This is a genomic window from Methanoculleus sp. UBA208, from assembly GCF_002498065.1.
Taxonomy (GTDB): domain Archaea; phylum Halobacteriota; class Methanomicrobia; order Methanomicrobiales; family Methanoculleaceae; genus Methanoculleus.
On record NZ_DAFZ01000106.1, the window covers coordinates 6,492 to 22,399 of the forward strand.

Sequence of the window (15,908 nt, forward strand, 5' to 3'; positions counted from 1 at the left end):
GCGAGCGTCTCGTGCTCGATCGTGTAGCAGTAGGAGAAGTTCGCGAGGATGTGGCTTGCCATTCGGTCGAGCTCGTTCACGATGACCCGGAGGTAGGCCGCCCGCGGTGGGACCGCGATCTCGCTGATCTCCTCCATCGCCTCGATGAAGACCATGTTGTGAATGACCGAGCAGATGCCGCAGACGCGTTCGGCAAGGAACATTACCTCCTGCCAGGGCCGGCCCCGCATGATCCGCTCGATCCCTTTCTTCATGTACCCGAGCTCGACCTCGGTCCTGAGCACCCGCTCGCCCGCCGTCTCGCACTTGATGCGGACGGGCTCCTTCCAGCAGGGATGCACCGGGCCGAGCGGGATGGACACGTCGACGGTCTTCTTCATCGTTGCTTCTCCTCGTAGTCCTTGTAGATCAGCGGCGCGACCGAGAGTATGGCGGAGAGGATCTCCGTAGGGCGGGGCGGGCAGCCCGGCACCTGCGCGGCGATTGGTATATAATTCTCGACGGGCGGGGTCGTCAAGGTACCCCTCCGGGCATAGACGCACCCCGATATCGGGCAGTTCCCGATGGCAACGGCCACCTTCGGCTCCGGAATCTTCTCCCAGATGTCGCGGAGCTTGTCCACCCACTGCGGGGTGACGGAGCCGATGACCAGGAGGACGTCGGCCTCCCGGGGGTTGTTGTGGACGTAGATGCCGTACTGCTCGATGTCGTAGCGCGGCGCGAGGCAGGCGAGGACCTCGATGTCGCAGCCGTTGCACGACCCGACGTCGACGTAAGCGACGTGGATTGACCTCGACCGGACGGCGTTCTTGATGTCCTGGAGGATGCTCATGAGAGGATCGCCTCCCGGACACGTGCTTTTCCTCGCGCGATCGCTTCGTCGAGAGACGATTCGTTGCCTGTCATTGCTCTTGTCTCATTGCATATCGTCTGCATGACCCGGGGATCCACGAGCGGCACGAACCGGGTGAAGAGTTCGCACCCGAGATCTTTTGCCACCAGGTCGCTGTCGTTATCCGCGTGCTGCTGCCCCATCTGCCACCGGGATTCGAGGTTCTCGAGCAGGGACATGTCGAACCGCCGGATCATCACCATCCGGAGTTTCGCGTTACTCATCCCGAGGCGCCGGGCAATCGCCCGGACGGCCTCGTCATGCTTCGTGCTCGTCAGGATGTTGTACTTCATCTGCCGGAGGTCTTTCTCGTAGAGGTACCCGGTCATGCGAATCCTCCCGCCTTCAGAAGAGCGTAGCCGACGAAGAGGGCGACCGCCAGCCAGAGTCCCGCCGTCTCGAACCTTTTCATCCGCTCCTCGTTCGAGACGCCGTGGACGAGGGAGAGGGCCACGAGGACCCCGGCGAGGGCCACCGCCTCGCCCCGGACCGTCCCGTTCTGCAGCCACTGCACCAGGGCGATGACAAGGTACGCCGCCCCGCCAAAGAGCACCAGTTCGCGGATCATGGCATCACCCACCACAGGTATCCGACGTAGGCGAGCATCGCGCCGGTGATGAGCCCCTGGATCGTGACGCTGTCAAACGGCGAGAGCATGGGCGTTACCGCGCATACGAACGAGAGCGACACCAGAATCACGGTCATGATGACGAGCGCCAGAGAGAACGGCACGGCCCCGATGAAGATCGCGACGAAGGCGTAGAGGAGCACGAACGTCTTGAGCCCGTCGATGACGGAGATCCCCGCCCGCCAGACCCCGAAGTGCTCGGTCTTGTAGCCGCTCACGAGTTCTTTGCTCTCGACGATGGAGAAGGGGCCGTAGGGCATCTTCGAGAGGATCACGAGGTACATTGCTATCGCAACAGGCGGCGCTATGAGGAGGAACGGGCCATGGACTGCCTGGTAGGCGGTGATGTCCGAAAGAAGGAGCGACCCCGTGAAGAGGTAGATCGCGGCGATCGTGACGAAGAGCGGAATCTCGGAGGCCGCGGATATGACCGACCGGACACCGCCGAACTTCCCGTAGGGTGATCCCGACGAGAGCCCGAACCCGTGCTCCACGACCTTGTGAAGCATGTAGATTGCAAAGAGGATCAGGATGCTCTCGCCGGCAAGGACGATGAAGAGTGCGGCGCTCCAGATCCCGATGCCGACGAGCACGACGCCCACGTAGAGCGTGGCGCTTGCGGTCTTCGGGACCCAGGTGCTCTTGAACGAGAACTTCAGGGCGTGAAGGATCTCCTGCCAGACAGGAGGGCCCGGTCTCGTCTGTACCCGTGCGATGACTTTCCGGTGAAGCCCCAGCAGGAGGAGGCCGAAGATTGCTGCAAATGCCAGGTACTCGATCATGTCAGTATCCTATGAACGGGATATCCTCTTCTCCGCCCGGAGCCCGCCACCAGAGCCCCAGGAAGATGACCAGTGCGGGAAACGCGATCACGATGGCTGTCTCCGCCGCCCAGAGCGGGATGAGGCCTGCTGCGAGCAGCCCCCATGCGGCGACGATGACGGCGGCCGATGCCGCGAGTCCCAGGGAAACCGTCTTTCTCTTCATGGTAATCAGATGGTTATGGCAATCTCCACGACGCGCAGGAAGATCAACAGCGACGAGAGGGAGCACATGATGACGTAGGGGGCGCCCGGCGCCCGGAACATCTCGGCCTTTGCCGCGTAGAACGGCGCCATCCCCTCTCCGATGACGCCGAGTGCGAGGAGGGCTTTGCCTATCAGCGGGACGGCAGAGGCGCCGGCCGCAAGAGCCGGTATCGAGAGCGTGCCGGTGGTCGCGAGGATCAGCGCGGCGCCCCCGAAGAGCGGCAGGGTGGCGACCATGGCGACGATGCCGTATTCGTACGCGGCGTCGAGGACGTGGCGGCTTTTTACCGCCGCGACGATGCCGACGTTCGTGATGCCGACGAGCGAGGCAAAGAGCGTGAAGTTGAAGATGTCCCCGCTCCCCATCGCGCCCATCGTCGCGAGGCCGCACGCGATCGTCATGAACCGCCGGAAGCGCATCTCGGAGACAGCGGTCTCCTTCGCGTAGTAGGCGTCCCCCCCGAACGCTATATCGACCTGCCCCTCGGGCCTGCTCAGGATGGCAAGGGCCGTGAAGATCAGCGCGAGCACAAACAGCGTCGTGGTGTAGGGGGTGTAGTAGTGGAGGATATCCCCGAACTCCAGCACGAAGAGGTCGCTTCCGCCGATTTCAGGCATTCGGACCACCCCGCATGGTGCCGATGAGCGACATCTTGGCCATGACCTTGACGAGGATCGCAGCTCCCGCGAGCATGACCGCGAAGAACCAGTGCTGCGGGAGGAGCATGAAGACGAAGAACGCGACGATCCAGAGCACCCACGAGTAGCCGCTCGCCGTCTCGATCAGCTCGAACCGCTCGTTGTGGCTGCGGCTGAGGAAGTAGAAGATCACGCCGAGGCCGGCGACGGCCCCGCCGGAGAACCCGGAGAGGATTATGCCGTAGACGACGAGGATCGCGGCGAGTATTCCGGGAGCGCTCTCCATCACCTCGATCTGCAGGCCGGCCGCCGGCGGCCGGACGTAGCCCTCCTTTACCCGGTAGATCTCGGAGAGCGCGATGAGCTCCGAGACCCCCACCACGAGGCCCGGCAGGATGAGGGCCTCCGCGAGGTCGGTGCCGACGAGCGCGATGAACGCGAGGGTGACGACCTCGACGAGGTCCGTGAGCAGCAGGCGGTGAAGGCCGTCGGTCTCCCGCATCAGGGCAAAGAACGCGGTTCCCGCTGCCGCAAACGCCACCAGGAGGCCGATTGAGTAATCGGGGATCATTCTGCCTCCCTCCGGAAGAGGTAGGAGGCGATCGCGAACGCTGCAAAGAGAATGCTCGTCTCGACGACCGTATCGAGCCCCCGGGTGTTGTAGAGGATCTCGTCGACGATCCCGCCCGGATGGGCGACGATCGTCGTGCCGAGGTAGTGCGTGTGGTCCGCGAGGTACTGCGAGAGCGGCGTTAAGTAGGCGGTGACGTAGCCTGCGTAGGGCGAGTTCTCCGGGTACTGGGCGACGACCTCCGTTGTGCCGAACGGCACTCCTCCCCGGTCGTAGGGGTAGAGCCCGCTCGCGGGGTCGAGGTCCGTCTTCGGGTAGAGCTGCTGCTCCTCGAATCCGAGCGGCAGGGAGAGGATGCCGGCGAGGGAGATGATGATGCACGCACCGGCAAAGAGCGCCACGAGGTTCTGGAAGTTGGAGACGAACCTTGAGATCCGCGTGATGATCAGCACGATGCATCCCTCCATTCCATCAGCCGCACGATGACGAACGTGCTGATCGCGGTGACCGCAACGAACGTCAGGAGGGCCAGGGCTTCGTCGTAGGCGAGCATGACGAGTAAGAGCCCCCATGCCGGTATCTCGAGGTTGATCAGCCGGGCGACGTAGGTCTTCGGCCTCACGAAGGCGACGCCGAGGACGCCGATGACGAGGACGGCGAGGCCGAGAACGAGGGTGGCGTTCACGCCTGCTCCCTCCTCACGACCATGAGAACGAATATCGTGGCGACCGGAGCGATCAGGGAGACCGCGATCGCGACGTCCAGGTAGCCGCGGTCCACGATGAACGGCACGATGCCGGCGACGAGGATACCGAGCGAGATCACTTTTCCGTAGGAGTCCCGGATGAGGGCTGTGGAGACCGCGCCGAGGAGCGCGACGAGCCCGAACGCAACCTCGAGGGCGACGATCACCGTTTCATCCCTCCCGCGTAGGTGCTTGCTATGGCATTCGCCTCGAGCGTGGAGCCGACGAAGTAGGCTGCCGCCGCGACGATGGAGAGCGGGTGATCGAGCAGCAGGACGAGCGCACCGGCGACGGCGAAGTTCATGACGTTCGTGTAGGGGAGTTTCCGGGCGGTGTTTTTCTCAATGATGACCCGTATAGCGGCAAAGACCGCGATCGCGGCCACTAGGTAGAGCGCGATCACTGTCTCGCCCTCCAGAGCCGGTCAAGAAGCCGGCTTGCGTGGGTATGGGAGAGCCCCTGGATGGTGAGGATGGCAATCACCATGCCCGCGATGAAGTCGGTTGCGGAAAAGCCGACCAGGGTGAAGGCGTAGACGACGAACGTGGCGAGAACCGCGCCGGTGGTCCCCGCGTAGCCGGGGTCGTGGCAGATGCGGTTGCCGACAAAGACCATAAGGGCCGCAGCGAGGCCGCCGGGGATGCCGGCGGCGTAGACGCCGCAGGCGGCAAGGAGCGTCCCCGCCGAGGCGTCGGGGGAGCAGACGATGTTCCCCATCATGGTGCCGCCGGCAAGAGCGCCGCCGCCGGCCTCGATGTCCCGCGCGACGGCAGACGCTCCGCTGACGCCCCCCGCTTCCGGCAACCTGAAGAAAATATCGACGGTAACGAAGAGAATCCAGCTGATGGTCGCTGCCGCCAGGATATGGAGGAACTCGCCCAGCATTCTAGCTCAACTAATGGAAAATATGGTTAATCAATTCAATAAAGGTTTTGTTGTTAACATTTCGGGCCCGATTTGGCCGAATTACGGCTCCGGATGATCTCCGGTACGACAGCCCCTGGTTGATTTGATATGTAATGTAATGGGTTTTATATACAATATATTTTTCCACGCACCTTTTTGGGGACTCTTTGCGCCGAAATTTCCGGATCCCGGCACCGGAGAGGGTCTCCGGATCGGCCCGGGTGCGCGTGGTGCCGCGCATGCCCGGCCGTCAGGCAGGCTCCCGGACGACGAGCTCCCGGCGGAAGGCGCCCCCTGTGGCGCCGGGGAACAAGTATAATTCTCCCGGCACCGACATATATGCACGCGGGGGTTGCCGAGCCAGGTCAAAGGCGCTGGATTTAGGGTCCAGTCTCGAAGGAGTTCAAGGGTTCGAATCCCTTCCCCCGCATACGCACAATTTTCAAGGTTTATTTCCTCCAGATCGAGGATCATCGTACTCACGCGACCGAGAGGAGATCACTGACTCCCTGCACTACCTCCGCCGCCGTAATCTTGCTCACATGATCTGCCGCGCTACCCAGACCGCACTCCAGCACGGATGCGCTTCTTTTCAAGGTAGGTCGGGTCACGAGGCCTGGCGAGCCGGAAGGCAGGCGAGGGGTGACTGATCGGAGAGTGCGACGGTTTGTTACGCGACCGTCCGTAGGACAGGAGCGTGAACACCGCAGGAACGACGTTCCCCGGTAGCAGCTCCGGGATCCTACGTATCCTTTGCCATCCGTGCGATCTCCTCCGGGGATAGAGAGGCATACCTCTGATCGGACACCACCGATCTCATAAGGTCCGGATCGGCCTCCAGCCGGCTGGTGAGGCATTCCGTAAGCACCCGGAGCGGAGGGGACTCCGATTCCGCCCGCGAGTAGTACATCCACAGCCCGTCGCGACGAGCGGTCACCAGACCTGCATGGCGGAGAACCGTGAGGTGTCGCGAGATCTTCGTCTGGGGCATCGCGAGGGCCACCTGTATCTGGCAGACGCAAAGCTCGCCTTCCCCGAGCAGAAGAAAGATTCTGAGCCGGGTCTCGTCCGAGAGCGCCTTAAAGATCGTGACATAGGAGTGAAGATTGTCAGCCTCCCGGCGATGCGACCGGACGGTCATATGCCGCCACCTCCTTTCATACGCGCGGATCCAGTGAGATTCATGCGATCACGCCCCCGAGCTGGAACACCTGCAGGACGATGCCGGTGAGGATCGCGACCCCCAGCACCGTGACGACGAATGCTGCAACAAGCCTGCGCTCAAATATCGAAGCAAGAAGGGTCACTTCCGGAATGCTCGCGCCCGCCCCGCCGATGATGAGCGCCATGACCGCACCGACCCCCATCCCCTTGGCAGCAAGTACGGCACTGATGGGGATGATCGTCTCTGCCCGGATATACATGGGGATGCCGATGATCGCTGCGACCGGGATAGCGAGCGGGTTCTCCGGTCCCGCGAGGGAGACGATCAGGTCTTCCGGGACAAAACCGTAGATGAAGGCCCCTATGGCGGCACCGAGGACGAGGTACGGCAGTACCTGGCGGAAAAGCGTGAACGCAAACCCGAACGCCGAACGCATGCGCGTACTGTGGGTGGGCGGCGCTACGCCGGCGGTCCCGCACGCGCAGGAACAACATCCGGCTGCCGCTGCCCCCTCATCACTACTCTTCTCCGTTCCAACCGCTTTCACGAATCGCAGGTACCCGCGGCGTTCGAGCGTAAGACCGGAAAGGACGGCGATAATGAATGCAATGACGCCGTAAACCAGCGTCGGAAACGGGCCGACGAATGCGAGGGCCAGGAAGATGATGATCGGGTTTAAGAGCGGTGATGCGAAGAGGAATGCCATACTTGCCCCGAAGGGAACTTTCGCCTTCAGCAGCCCTACCAGCACCGGAATCGTCGAGCAGGAGCAGAACGGCGTGAGGGCGCCAAAGACGGCTCCCATGGCGGTTCCGAGCACCGGGTACCTGCTGGTGAGCGCGCGTTTGATCTTCTCTTCCGGGACGTATTCCTGGATGAGTCCGACGACGAAACTGATTCCGATAAAGAGCAGGACGAGTTCGGCGGTGATGACCAGGAACGTCTGGACCACGTCGGCAAGATCGTTGATGCCTATCATAATACCCAATATTCGTATATTCGAATATACATATATTGATATCCTTTTGCGATGGTGATACCCTGTGTCGGATGCCGGTGAAGGCCACGATCAGGATGGGCGGCGGGGAGACCAGAGATCTCCCGCGTCTGGGGCCCCGCCTGAAAAATAGGGGGCGAGCGCGGCCGCACCGGCGGCATCCGGCCTCACCCAAGCAGCATTGCCGCGAGAAGGTATACCCCGATCCCGATGAAGAGCACCCCGACGATCCGCCGCGTCCAGTACTCGAACCTCTCCGCCGCCTTCATCGCGCTCCCCACCTTAGCAACCCCGGTCACCATGATCAGCGAGAACGCGATCACCGGCAGAGCGGTGGCGACGGCAAAGACTGCCGGTACCCCGAGCGGATCGGAGGCCCGGAGCGCCAGCGGGACAAGCATCGCAAAGAAGAGCACCGCCGAGAACGGGCAGAAGGTCAGCGCGAAGAGCACGCCGAGGATGAAACTCCCCGTGAGTCCCCGGTCGGCGACCCGTTCCTTGAACGCCGCAAACTTCCTGCTGCCGCCCTGAAAGGAGGGGAGCGGGACGAGATCGAGCATCACGACCCCGATCGCGATCAGCAGCGGGCCGACCAGCATCTCGCCCCACGTCTGGAGGAAGAGTGAGATCTCCTGGACGGAGAGGCCGAAGATGACGATCAGCGCCGCAAGCCCGACGTATACGGCCATCCTCCCCGCACTGTAGAGCGAGCCCGCAAGGATGGTCTGAACCGGGCTGCCGATCCGGCGGGAGAGGTAGCCGATCGCGGCGATGTTCGTCGCGAGCGGGCAGGGGGAGAGGGCCATCATCAACCCGATGAAGAACGCGGCGACGAGAGGGATGCTGCTCGTCCCCATCGTCTCCATGAACCCCATCAGGCTCATTGCGAGAAGTCCCCGGCGAGACGCATCCCGATCAGCGTCTTGAGATACTGCATGAATCCGGGTTTGTCGTTGAGTTTGTACCAGACCCGGATATCCTGTTCTTTATAAAATCCACCCTGGTCGTCGTAGGTGCCGATCCAGAGGGACGAGCCGGTCGCACCATAGCGCTCGACGATCTCCTTCTTTTCCGGGTCGGCGACATCGATGTGGTCGAAGATGATCTTCCCGGAGCCGAGTTCTTCGGGGAAGTGTGTCTTCACGGTCTCTTCGGCGTAGTCGCCGAGCACCACGCAGGAGTAGCACTGGTTCGGCGCGGTGAAGTGGATGACCTCGACTTTCGTGACGGTGCCGTTGAGCGGCGAGATGGTGGCGGCGTTCGCTCCGCCGGGTTCCGTCGTGCACCCTGCAAAGAGGGCGGCAAAGGCCAGGAGGACCGACAGCGCAAATAACGGCAGGACCTTTCGTCCGGTTATGCTGCAGGCAGGCCCCCTGCGCACGCGCGGGGCCTCGGGGCTGCATGGTTGTTTTGTTTTCATCTGGGACACTCCTGTCGCTGGATTGACTGTTACAACTTGGTTTGAAATGGTTCTGTGTTCTTGTACAGGTTGATATATATGCTTTCTCCAGTGACGCTTCAGCACCACATTCCCCTGCCGAAAAATCGGCGTCTCTCCACCGCGTACCGGGGGGCGATCCGCAGAAGCGGTCACTCCGGCTCGCTCCCGCTCCTCAAACCGCTCTTCAGTATACCGCAGGGTCTCGACGATGCGGGGGATCAGGACCCTGTCCATTGCGTTCACCTTCCGGCGTGTCCGCATGATGCTCCCCTCAAGCGCCCGGAGAGTCTCCTCCTCTTCTTCGAGGAGGGGGTCAGGTGCAGCACCCGGCTGCAAAGATGCGAGGAGCCGCACCCAAACCCGGAACCCGGGTTCCCGGCGCGACGTCACATCCTCCGCGGCATGCTCCGCCTGTGCAGGTGCATCGTGGCGGCGGTGAAGACCAGGGTGAAGAGGCAAAGCGCTGCGATGTCGAGCGGCACCGGGAAGTAGTGTGCGCCCGTAAACGAGTAGCGCACCAGGTCGGTGAAGTAGGTGAGCGGCGAGCAGACGGCAAGGTAAAGCCCCCACTCGGGCATCTGCTCGAGCGGGACAAAGATCCCGGAGATAAAGACGAGCGGAAACTTCAGGAGCGAGGAGAGCATCATGATGTTTGAAGGCACGTTCGTCGGGGGGGCGGCAAGGAGCATCCCGATAGCCGAGAAGCAGACCGCCGCAAGGAGGACGGCGGAGCCGAGCGCGATGCCGTGCAGGAGCGGCAGGCCGAGGGCGAGGGCGATGAGGAGCGTGACCGCCGTGACCCCGATGCCGAAGAGGATGGAGGCGATCATGTCCCCGAGGACGATCGCCTCGATGGTGATGGGACAGGCTGCGAGCCGCTCGAGGGTCTTTGCCTGCCCTTCCCAGGGAAAGATAGCCGGGGATACGGCGGTCGAGGTGAAGAAGAGGGTCATCCCCATAAGCCCGGAGAGGAGGAACGCGAGGGGGAGCTGCCGGCCTCCCATGAAGAAGGCCAGGAAGAGGAAGACCGGCATGAAGATGCCGAATATGAGCACGGGGCCCTTGGAGTAATAGATACGGATATCCTTCTTTGCTATCGCCCATGCCCGCCGGACCTGTTCGGACGTTCCTGCCGGGTTCATGGCCGCTCCTCCCCGGTCAGCCGCAGGAAGACCTCGTCGAGCGACGGGGCAAGGGTGTTCAGGGTGAGGATCGCCGCACCGCGGTCCCGGCTGAATGCCACGAGGGAGCGGATGGCCGTGTCCTGATTCTCTGCCGTGATCTGCCATTTGTCCCCCGTTCGGGCAGCCCCGGTGATGCCCGCAAGCCCTGAAAGGAGGTCTCCCGAAACCTCCCCATCGAAGCTCACCTCGATCCGGTGGACGCGGTCGATCGCGGTCTTCAGCCTCTCCGGTGCATCGATCGCGACGATCCGGCCGCCCCGGATGATCCCGACCCGGTCGCAGAGCCGGTTCGCTTCCTCCATGTTGTGGGTGGTGAGGAAGATGGTGGTCCCGTCCGCATTCAGCGCCCGCAGCATGGCGAGAATCATCTGCGTACTCTGCACGTCAAGCCCGCTCGTCGGTTCGTCGAGGAACAGGAGCTCGGGCTCGTGGAGGAGCGCCATGGCGAGGATGAGCCGCTGCTTCATGCCCTTCGAATAGCCCTGCACCTTCTGGTCCCTCCTCTCGTAGAGGCCGAGGGTTTCGAGGAGGTCGCGTGAGCGCCGATCCGCCCGGTCCCGCTCAAGCCCATAAAGTTCCCCCATCAGCATGAGGTTCTGCCACGCGGTGAGGTCGACGTAGGCGTTCGAGGTCTCCGGCACGACGCCGAACCGCTGCTTCGCATCGACCGGTTCCTTTCGGATGTCGTGCCCGAAGATCCTGACGCTCCCGCCGTCCATCGGGACGACGCCGGTGAGCATCCTTGTGGTGGTGGTCTTCCCCGCCCCGTTCGGGCCGAGAAAGCCGAAGATCTCGCCTTCGCGGACCTCGAACGAGACGTGGTCCACGGCGGTGACGGCGCCGAAAGTCTTCGTCAGGTCTCGCGCCTCAATCACTCCCGGCATGACTGATCCATCCTCTCAACGTGGCGTATTCCGAGGATGGTCATCCGTGTGCGGCACCTGATGCCCCGCACCCCGTTTGCGGCCACCGCCACGAGGTGCCCCGTCTCCACCTGGTACTCGTCGTCTCCCGAAAAGATGGTGCCTTCCCCGGAGAGCACGAGGAATTGCACCGCGTACGGTTCACGGTGGGGCGGGATCCCCTGGCCGCTCTCGAAGCAGACGAGAACCAGATCGGTCTGCCCCGATCGCATCAGGTCTTTCTTTACCGGCCCGCTCCTGGAAAACTCTGCCATCTGCGTAAGATCCAGCCGGGCACTGCGGTTCTCACCGGTGTCCTGTGTCATGATGTCTTCCCTTCCCCGTATCTCTTTCATCCGCACACGAGAGTTACGTCTGAAGTGTCTCTGACAATACTTTCTCAAATGAAGTATTAAGGTACTTCCTGTCGATACTGATACTTACTATGTGCAACGATAGTGAAGCCTTCGGCACCTGCCCTCTCCGGGGAATACTCCCCGTCATTGCGAAGAAGTGGACGCTCCTTATCATCACGACCATCGGACGGGCAGGGACGATCCGGTTCACCGAACTGCAGGAGGCGCTTCCCGGGATCAGCCCGAAGACGCTCACCGACACGCTCAAAGTTCTCGTGGACGAGCGCCTCGTCGAGCGGCACTGCTACGCCGAGATCCCGCCCCGGGTGGAGTATTCGCTCACCGGGGACGGTGCCGGGCTCCGGGAGGCGATACTGCCGCTCCTGCAGTGGGCATCGGAGCGGGATGCAGGACAGGTTCCGGCGTGCAGCCTCGTTGCGCCTTCGGGTGCCTGCACCCGGCCGGCGTTCACTCCCTGATTGCCTCCATAACGGCGGCCGAAAGGCGCTCGATCTCGTCGAACCGTGGCTCGGCCATCCCGTTCTTTGCGATGCCGCAGTCAGTTGCAACGATATGCAGGTGCGGCTCGATGCCGAGCGCCCTGAGTTTCTTCTTCCCGCAGCAGTCGGCGCACCCGTCCAGCACCAGGACGCGATCCGCGTGCCGGACCGCATTCGCCAGCGCCGCCGTCGGCCGGGTGGCCGCGATGCAGGCCTCGACCGCTCCGCAGGAGCAGTGGAGGAGCATCGCCCCCGTCTGGGCGGTCAGCTTCCCGGTGTTCGAGATCCCCGAACAGGCGATGACGGTGACCGTCAATCAGTTCCCCCCGAACGTCGCGTCGATCCAGCCGGTAATCTCGTCCCGGATCCGCCGGACACCGGCCATGATCTCCTCGTCGGTGCCGGTGAGGGTCGAGGGGTCCGGGAACTCCCGGTGGATCTCTTCCTTTGCCCAGGGAAAGAAGGGGCAGATCCCGCCCTCGCAGACGGCGACGAGGAGATCCATCTCCTGTTCGTCGAACTCACCGAGATCCTTTGAACGATGACCGGAGATGTCGATCCCGAGCTCGGCCATCGCCCGGACGGCATACTGGTTCAGGGTCCCGGGCTCGGTGCCGGCGGAGAAGGCCTCATACCGGTCGCCGTAGCGGGCGTTCATGTAGCCCTCCGCCATCTGCGAGCGGGCGGCGTTATGGGTGCAGACGAAGAGCACTCTCTTCTTCATACCACACCTCGTTTCAGAGCGACGAGCAGGAACCCTGCTCGCTGCCTCCCCGCTGTTTCGTGAGCGCGGCAAGGGCATGTTTGCCCCGGGAGTGCGGGAGCGCCTTTCTGTTCAGGTACTCGAGATGCTCGACGATCTCGGGGAGGTAGTGCGCCGGGAACCCGAGGATCGCCTCGCCGGGCCCCATATCGGTCGCGTCCCGGCAGCCGTAGCAGCCGAATCCGTAGTTGAGCCGGTCCTCGACGTAGGGAATGATCGTTGAATCCACGCAGGTCGCCTGCAGAACGGCGGTCGAGCCGGAGACCCGTTCTCCCCCGCGGGCATGCATGTAGGCAAGGACGATCCACATCAGTTTCTCGACCTCGTCCTCCACGACCACGACGTCGGGTTCGCTCCCGGCGGCGTCCAGCGGGAAGACGTCGAGCTGGACGATCTCGCCCGGCTCAAAGGTTGTCATCCCGGCGAACATCTGCTGCCCGACCGATTCGTGTGCGGTGATCCCGAATCCGATCAGGCCCTTCCCCGACTTCAGCGCCTCAGGGAGCGGCTTAAAGCCAAAGGCACGGGCGGCCGCCGGGCACGCGATCGTCTCGGCGGTCACGACGACATGGTCGCCGCGCCTCCCCCGCATCAGCGCCTGGCAGAACCGGTGCCCGCCTGCGGGTTCGGCCTCTGCGATCTCATCGCCCCTCTTCACGATCCGCACGCCGACGGGCGATCCGGAGAGCCCGAGGATCTCTTTCATCGTCGATCCCATCTTCTGAATGTCTTTGATAGTTGTCATAGTTGTCACGTTATTCTACTGTAGTCGCTATCCCGAGCGCTTTCAGCACCGCCCGGGCGATCAGCTCCGGCGGGATCGACTCGTATCGTTCGCCGTCATACTCGACCGCACGGCACGCTGCATCGTCCTGCCCGGTGATGCAGGCGCAGGAGGCACAGGGCGTGCTGGTGACCTCCATGCCCTCGATCAGGTCCTCAAGCGGCATGCCGTTGAAGAGGATGCTGTTCGACTCTCCGATTGCCGCGTTCTCGAGGGGCGTCTCGACAACCCGGACCGTGATGCCCTCTTCCTCGAGGATGGGGCGTATCTCTTCGATGACGTCCATCACTGCACGTCCCGTCTCGCCGCACCGTTCGCAGGTGCTCTCGATGTCTCTTCCAATATGCCGCCATTCGACGACGAGTTCTTGTTCTGTCATGTCTGTCTCCTGAATCTACCGTACCATCAGCACGTGCCCCGCCGACCGGTGCACGACCGCTTCGGCCACCCCGCCGAAGATCTGCTCGATAATCCCGTGCCGCCCCTTCGCTCCCAGGACGATGAGCGTTGCGCCGCGCTCCTTCGCAAGGGAGAGCACCTCGTCGATCGCGTTCCCCGTCCGGAGGACGGTGCCGACGTTTGCAAACCCGGCTTCCTCGAACTGCCGCTTCAGTGCCGCGAGCCGCTCCTCGTCGCGCCGGTTGAACTCCGTCATCTCTTCTTTCGAGGCATACGCAAGGTGCCGGAGGTCCTGGATGTGGGCGACGATCATCTCCTCGGGGTGCGCTCCGGCCATCCATGAGAGGCAGGGGATGCACCGCTCGGCATACGCCGAGAAGTCCGTCGCGTACAGGATGCGCCCAAAGAGCCGGTCGGCCGCGAGCCGGCAGGTCGCTTCATCGCCCGCTTCAATGATCCGCAGCCGGACGAGGAGGACCGGGTCGTTCACATTCCGGAGGACGTCTTCCGTGGTGCTGCCGAGGAGCACCCGTGATACCAGGTTCCTCCCGTGCGAGCCGAGGACGATGAGCGCGTAGTCGTCCCGTTCCGACCGCTCGACGATCTCGATCGAGGGGATGCCGCTGACCACCTCCGCGGTCACGGAAGGAGTCCCGCACGCGACCAGCCGCTCCCGCCATGCATCGAGCACCTCCCGGTCGTGGTCGAGGATCTCCGGGGCCGCAAGGGTATCCCGCACGTTCGCCACGTGGAGGAGCCGGATCTCCTGAACGCCGAGGCGTGCGATCTCCTCCACCGCCGAGAGGATCTTCTCGCCGCTCTCCGCCACGTCGAGCGGCACGAGCACCTTTCTGAGTTTTCTGCCATTCGTCATTCTGCTTCACCTCCAAACATACCCTGCGTCGCCAGGCAGATCCGCACGAGCATCAGCATCACCGGCACCTCGATCAGCACCCCGACGACCGTCGCCAGCGCCGCCCCCGACCCGAGGCCGAAGAGGATCGTCGCGGTCGCGATGGCGACCTCGAAGTGGTTCGAGGCCCCGATCATCCCGGCGGGCGCGGCGTCGCGGTAGGCGAGTTTCAGCCGCCGGGCGAGGACGAAGTAGCCGAGCGTGAAGATGAAGAGCGTCTGGACGAAGAGCGGGATCGCGATCCAGAGGATGGTGAGCGGGTTTGCGAGGATGACGTCGCCCTTGAAGGTGAAGAGGAGGACGAGCGTCCCGAGGAGGGCGGCGATGCTCACCGGGGTCAGGTAGTGCAGGAACCTCATCTCGAACCAGGCCATGCCCTTCCGGGCGATGATCCCCTTCCTCGTCACGTAACCGGCGGCGAGCGGAAGGCCGACGTAGACCGCGACCGAGAGGAGGATCGTCTCCCAGGGGATCGGGATCGCGGCAACGCCGAGAAGGAATCCACCGAGCGGGGCGTAGAGGACGAGCATGACGAGCGAGTTGATCGCAACCATCACGAGGGTCAGGCCGTCGTTGCCCCGCGCAAGGTAGCTCCACATCAGCACCATCGCCGTGCAGGGGGCGATGCCGAGCAGGATGCACCCGGCGACGTAACTCCGCCAGAGCTCGACCTCGACGCCGCTCGGGAGGATCTCGGTGCCCGGGATGAAGTCGACGAAGAGGTAGCCGAGGAAGAAGGTGGCGATGAGGTACATCGTGAAGGGCTTGATCGCCCAGTTCACGAGGAGCGTCAGGGCGACGGGCTTCGGCGTCTTCGCAGCGCGAAGCACTTCGGAAAAGTCGATCTTCACCATGATCGGGTAGATCATGAAGAAGAGGGCGATGGCTATCGGTATCGAGATCTGGTAGACCGAGAAGGCGTCGAGCGCGACCGCGACACCGGGGAAGGTGCTGCCGAGGAGGATCCCGGCAACGATGCAGAGCGCCACCCAGAGCGTGAGGTACTTCTCGAAGGTGGAGAGGCGCCGTTCCGGTTTCGGTGCCGCCATGCCCTCACCCTAGCAGCAGCCGCCGCCGCAGCCGCATCCACCGGAT

The 15,908-nt window shown here is 63.2% G+C and carries 27 protein-coding genes, 1 tRNA gene and 1 pseudogene; 2 read left to right on the plus strand and 27 right to left on the minus strand.

Features of this window, described 5'->3' with window-relative positions:
• The 13 genes from BRA62_RS10880 to BRA62_RS10940 all read right to left on the minus strand — a co-directional run.
• Positions 1–380: nickel-dependent hydrogenase large subunit (locus BRA62_RS10880; RefSeq protein ID WP_292366594.1), on the minus strand; the 380-nt coding region annotated here is incomplete at its 3' end.
• A complete protein-coding gene (locus tag BRA62_RS10885; protein ID WP_292366595.1) occupies positions 377–832 on the minus strand; it encodes an NADH-quinone oxidoreductase subunit B family protein in 456 nt (151 codons plus the stop codon). The genes BRA62_RS10880 and BRA62_RS10885, both read right to left, overlap by 4 nt.
• On the minus strand, positions 829–1,221 hold the full coding sequence (locus tag BRA62_RS10890) for a DUF1959 family protein (protein ID WP_292366596.1): 393 nt from the start codon (positions 1,219–1,221) through the stop codon (positions 829–831). The genes BRA62_RS10885 and BRA62_RS10890 overlap by 4 nt, the downstream gene beginning before the upstream one ends.
• Positions 1,218–1,460, minus strand: coding sequence for a hypothetical protein (locus tag BRA62_RS10895; RefSeq protein WP_292366597.1), 243 nt, complete (start codon positions 1,458–1,460; stop codon positions 1,218–1,220). Before BRA62_RS10895 ends, BRA62_RS10890 begins: the two co-directional genes overlap by 4 nt.
• On the minus strand, positions 1,457–2,302 hold the full coding sequence (locus BRA62_RS10900; RefSeq protein WP_292366598.1) for a respiratory chain complex I subunit 1 family protein: 846 nt from the start codon (positions 2,300–2,302) through the stop codon (positions 1,457–1,459). Before BRA62_RS10900 ends, BRA62_RS10895 begins: the two co-directional genes overlap by 4 nt.
• A gap of 1 nt (position 2,303) precedes the next feature.
• Positions 2,304–2,507, minus strand: a complete 204-nt coding sequence (locus BRA62_RS10905) for a hypothetical protein (RefSeq protein ID WP_292366599.1) — start codon at positions 2,505–2,507, stop codon at positions 2,304–2,306.
• A 5-nt stretch (positions 2,508–2,512) separates the two neighbouring features.
• On the minus strand, positions 2,513–3,166 hold the full coding sequence (locus BRA62_RS10910) for a hypothetical protein (RefSeq protein WP_292366600.1): 654 nt from the start codon (positions 3,164–3,166) through the stop codon (positions 2,513–2,515).
• Positions 3,159–3,758, minus strand: a complete 600-nt coding sequence (locus BRA62_RS10915) for an EhaG family protein (protein WP_292366601.1) — start codon at positions 3,756–3,758, stop codon at positions 3,159–3,161. The genes BRA62_RS10910 and BRA62_RS10915 overlap by 8 nt, the downstream gene beginning before the upstream one ends.
• Positions 3,755–4,210, minus strand: coding sequence for a DUF2106 family protein (locus tag BRA62_RS10920; RefSeq protein ID WP_292366602.1), 456 nt, complete (start codon positions 4,208–4,210; stop codon positions 3,755–3,757). Before BRA62_RS10920 ends, BRA62_RS10915 begins: the two co-directional genes overlap by 4 nt.
• Positions 4,204–4,443, minus strand: a complete 240-nt coding sequence (locus tag BRA62_RS10925; protein WP_292366603.1) for an EhaE family protein — start codon at positions 4,441–4,443, stop codon at positions 4,204–4,206. The genes BRA62_RS10920 and BRA62_RS10925 overlap by 7 nt, the downstream gene beginning before the upstream one ends.
• The gene (locus BRA62_RS10930) at positions 4,440–4,670 is read right to left on the minus strand and encodes a DUF2108 domain-containing protein (RefSeq protein WP_292366604.1); all 231 of its coding nucleotides are present in this window, start codon (positions 4,668–4,670) and stop codon (positions 4,440–4,442) included. Before BRA62_RS10930 ends, BRA62_RS10925 begins: the two co-directional genes overlap by 4 nt.
• Positions 4,667–4,906: a DUF2109 family protein gene (locus BRA62_RS10935; RefSeq protein ID WP_292366605.1), complete on the minus strand. Its 240-nt coding sequence runs from the start codon at positions 4,904–4,906 to the stop codon at positions 4,667–4,669. The genes BRA62_RS10930 and BRA62_RS10935 overlap by 4 nt, the downstream gene beginning before the upstream one ends.
• Positions 4,903–5,388 carry a hypothetical protein gene (locus BRA62_RS10940; RefSeq protein ID WP_292366606.1) on the minus strand — a complete coding sequence of 162 codons (486 nt, stop codon included), beginning with the start codon at positions 5,386–5,388 and terminating at the stop codon, positions 4,903–4,905. Before BRA62_RS10940 ends, BRA62_RS10935 begins: the two co-directional genes overlap by 4 nt.
• A 366-nt stretch (positions 5,389–5,754) precedes the next feature.
• Between BRA62_RS10940 and BRA62_RS10945 the strand changes: the two genes are divergently transcribed.
• A tRNA-Leu gene (locus tag BRA62_RS10945) sits at positions 5,755–5,839 on the plus strand.
• 312 nt (positions 5,840–6,151) lie between these two features.
• Here BRA62_RS10945 and BRA62_RS10950 read toward each other — a convergent pair.
• The 8 genes and pseudogenes from BRA62_RS10950 to BRA62_RS10980 all read right to left on the minus strand — a co-directional run bounded on the left by BRA62_RS10950 (position 6,152) and on the right by BRA62_RS10980 (position 11,424).
• A complete protein-coding gene (locus BRA62_RS10950) occupies positions 6,152–6,550 on the minus strand; it encodes an ArsR/SmtB family transcription factor (protein WP_292366607.1) in 399 nt (132 codons plus the stop codon).
• A gap of 40 nt (positions 6,551–6,590) precedes the next feature.
• Entirely contained in the window at positions 6,591–7,553 is a 963-nt protein-coding gene (locus BRA62_RS10955) for a permease (RefSeq protein ID WP_292366608.1), read from the minus strand.
• Positions 7,554–7,738: 185 nt separating this feature from the next.
• Positions 7,739–8,455: an aromatic aminobenezylarsenical efflux permease ArsG family transporter gene (locus tag BRA62_RS10960; protein WP_292366609.1), complete on the minus strand. Its 717-nt coding sequence runs from the start codon at positions 8,453–8,455 to the stop codon at positions 7,739–7,741.
• On the minus strand, positions 8,452–8,991 hold the full coding sequence (locus tag BRA62_RS10965; protein ID WP_292366610.1) for a nitrophenyl compound nitroreductase subunit ArsF family protein: 540 nt from the start codon (positions 8,989–8,991) through the stop codon (positions 8,452–8,454). The genes BRA62_RS10960 and BRA62_RS10965 overlap by 4 nt, the downstream gene beginning before the upstream one ends.
• 183 nt (positions 8,992–9,174) lie before the next feature.
• Positions 9,175–9,402: pseudogene (locus tag BRA62_RS12845) on the minus strand (V-type ATP synthase subunit D); the annotation flags it as partial.
• Positions 9,399–10,154 carry an ABC transporter permease gene (locus tag BRA62_RS10970; RefSeq protein WP_292366611.1) on the minus strand — a complete coding sequence of 252 codons (756 nt, stop codon included), beginning with the start codon at positions 10,152–10,154 and terminating at the stop codon, positions 9,399–9,401. The pseudogene BRA62_RS12845 and the gene BRA62_RS10970, both read right to left, overlap by 4 nt.
• Entirely contained in the window at positions 10,151–11,080 is a 930-nt protein-coding gene (locus tag BRA62_RS10975; protein WP_292366612.1) for an ABC transporter ATP-binding protein, read from the minus strand. The genes BRA62_RS10970 and BRA62_RS10975 overlap by 4 nt, the downstream gene beginning before the upstream one ends.
• Positions 11,068–11,424: a cupin domain-containing protein gene (locus tag BRA62_RS10980; RefSeq protein ID WP_292366613.1), complete on the minus strand. Its 357-nt coding sequence runs from the start codon at positions 11,422–11,424 to the stop codon at positions 11,068–11,070. The genes BRA62_RS10975 and BRA62_RS10980 overlap by 13 nt, the downstream gene beginning before the upstream one ends.
• Before the next feature lie 119 nt (positions 11,425–11,543).
• Here BRA62_RS10980 and BRA62_RS10985 point away from each other — a divergent pair, with 119 nt between their 5' ends.
• Positions 11,544–11,933 carry a winged helix-turn-helix transcriptional regulator gene (locus BRA62_RS10985; protein WP_292366614.1) on the plus strand — a complete coding sequence of 130 codons (390 nt, stop codon included), beginning with the start codon at positions 11,544–11,546 and terminating at the stop codon, positions 11,931–11,933.
• Here the strand turns inward: BRA62_RS10985 and BRA62_RS10990 are convergent.
• The 6 genes from BRA62_RS10990 to arsB are packed head-to-tail and all read right to left on the minus strand — an operon-like array spanning position 11,923 to position 15,862.
• Positions 11,923–12,270 (minus strand): putative zinc-binding protein, encoded by a 348-nt coding sequence (locus BRA62_RS10990; protein WP_292366615.1) that lies wholly within the window; start codon positions 12,268–12,270, stop codon positions 11,923–11,925. The two genes, BRA62_RS10985 and BRA62_RS10990, sit on opposite strands and share 11 nt — an antisense overlap.
• Positions 12,271–12,678, minus strand: coding sequence for an arsenate reductase ArsC (locus BRA62_RS10995; RefSeq protein WP_292366616.1), 408 nt, complete (start codon positions 12,676–12,678; stop codon positions 12,271–12,273).
• 13 nt (positions 12,679–12,691) lie between these two features.
• Positions 12,692–13,435, minus strand: coding sequence for a DUF169 domain-containing protein (locus BRA62_RS11000; protein ID WP_292366617.1), 744 nt, complete (start codon positions 13,433–13,435; stop codon positions 12,692–12,694).
• Positions 13,436–13,472: 37 nt separating this feature from the next.
• A complete protein-coding gene (locus tag BRA62_RS11005) occupies positions 13,473–13,880 on the minus strand; it encodes a DUF2703 domain-containing protein (RefSeq protein WP_292366618.1) in 408 nt (135 codons plus the stop codon).
• 15 nt (positions 13,881–13,895) lie between these two features.
• On the minus strand, positions 13,896–14,774 hold the full coding sequence (locus BRA62_RS11010; protein ID WP_292366619.1) for a universal stress protein: 879 nt from the start codon (positions 14,772–14,774) through the stop codon (positions 13,896–13,898).
• The gene (arsB, locus tag BRA62_RS11015; protein ID WP_292366620.1) at positions 14,771–15,862 is read right to left on the minus strand and encodes an ACR3 family arsenite efflux transporter; all 1,092 of its coding nucleotides are present in this window, start codon (positions 15,860–15,862) and stop codon (positions 14,771–14,773) included. The genes BRA62_RS11010 and arsB overlap by 4 nt, the downstream gene beginning before the upstream one ends.
• Between the last annotated feature and the right edge of the window lie 46 nt (positions 15,863–15,908).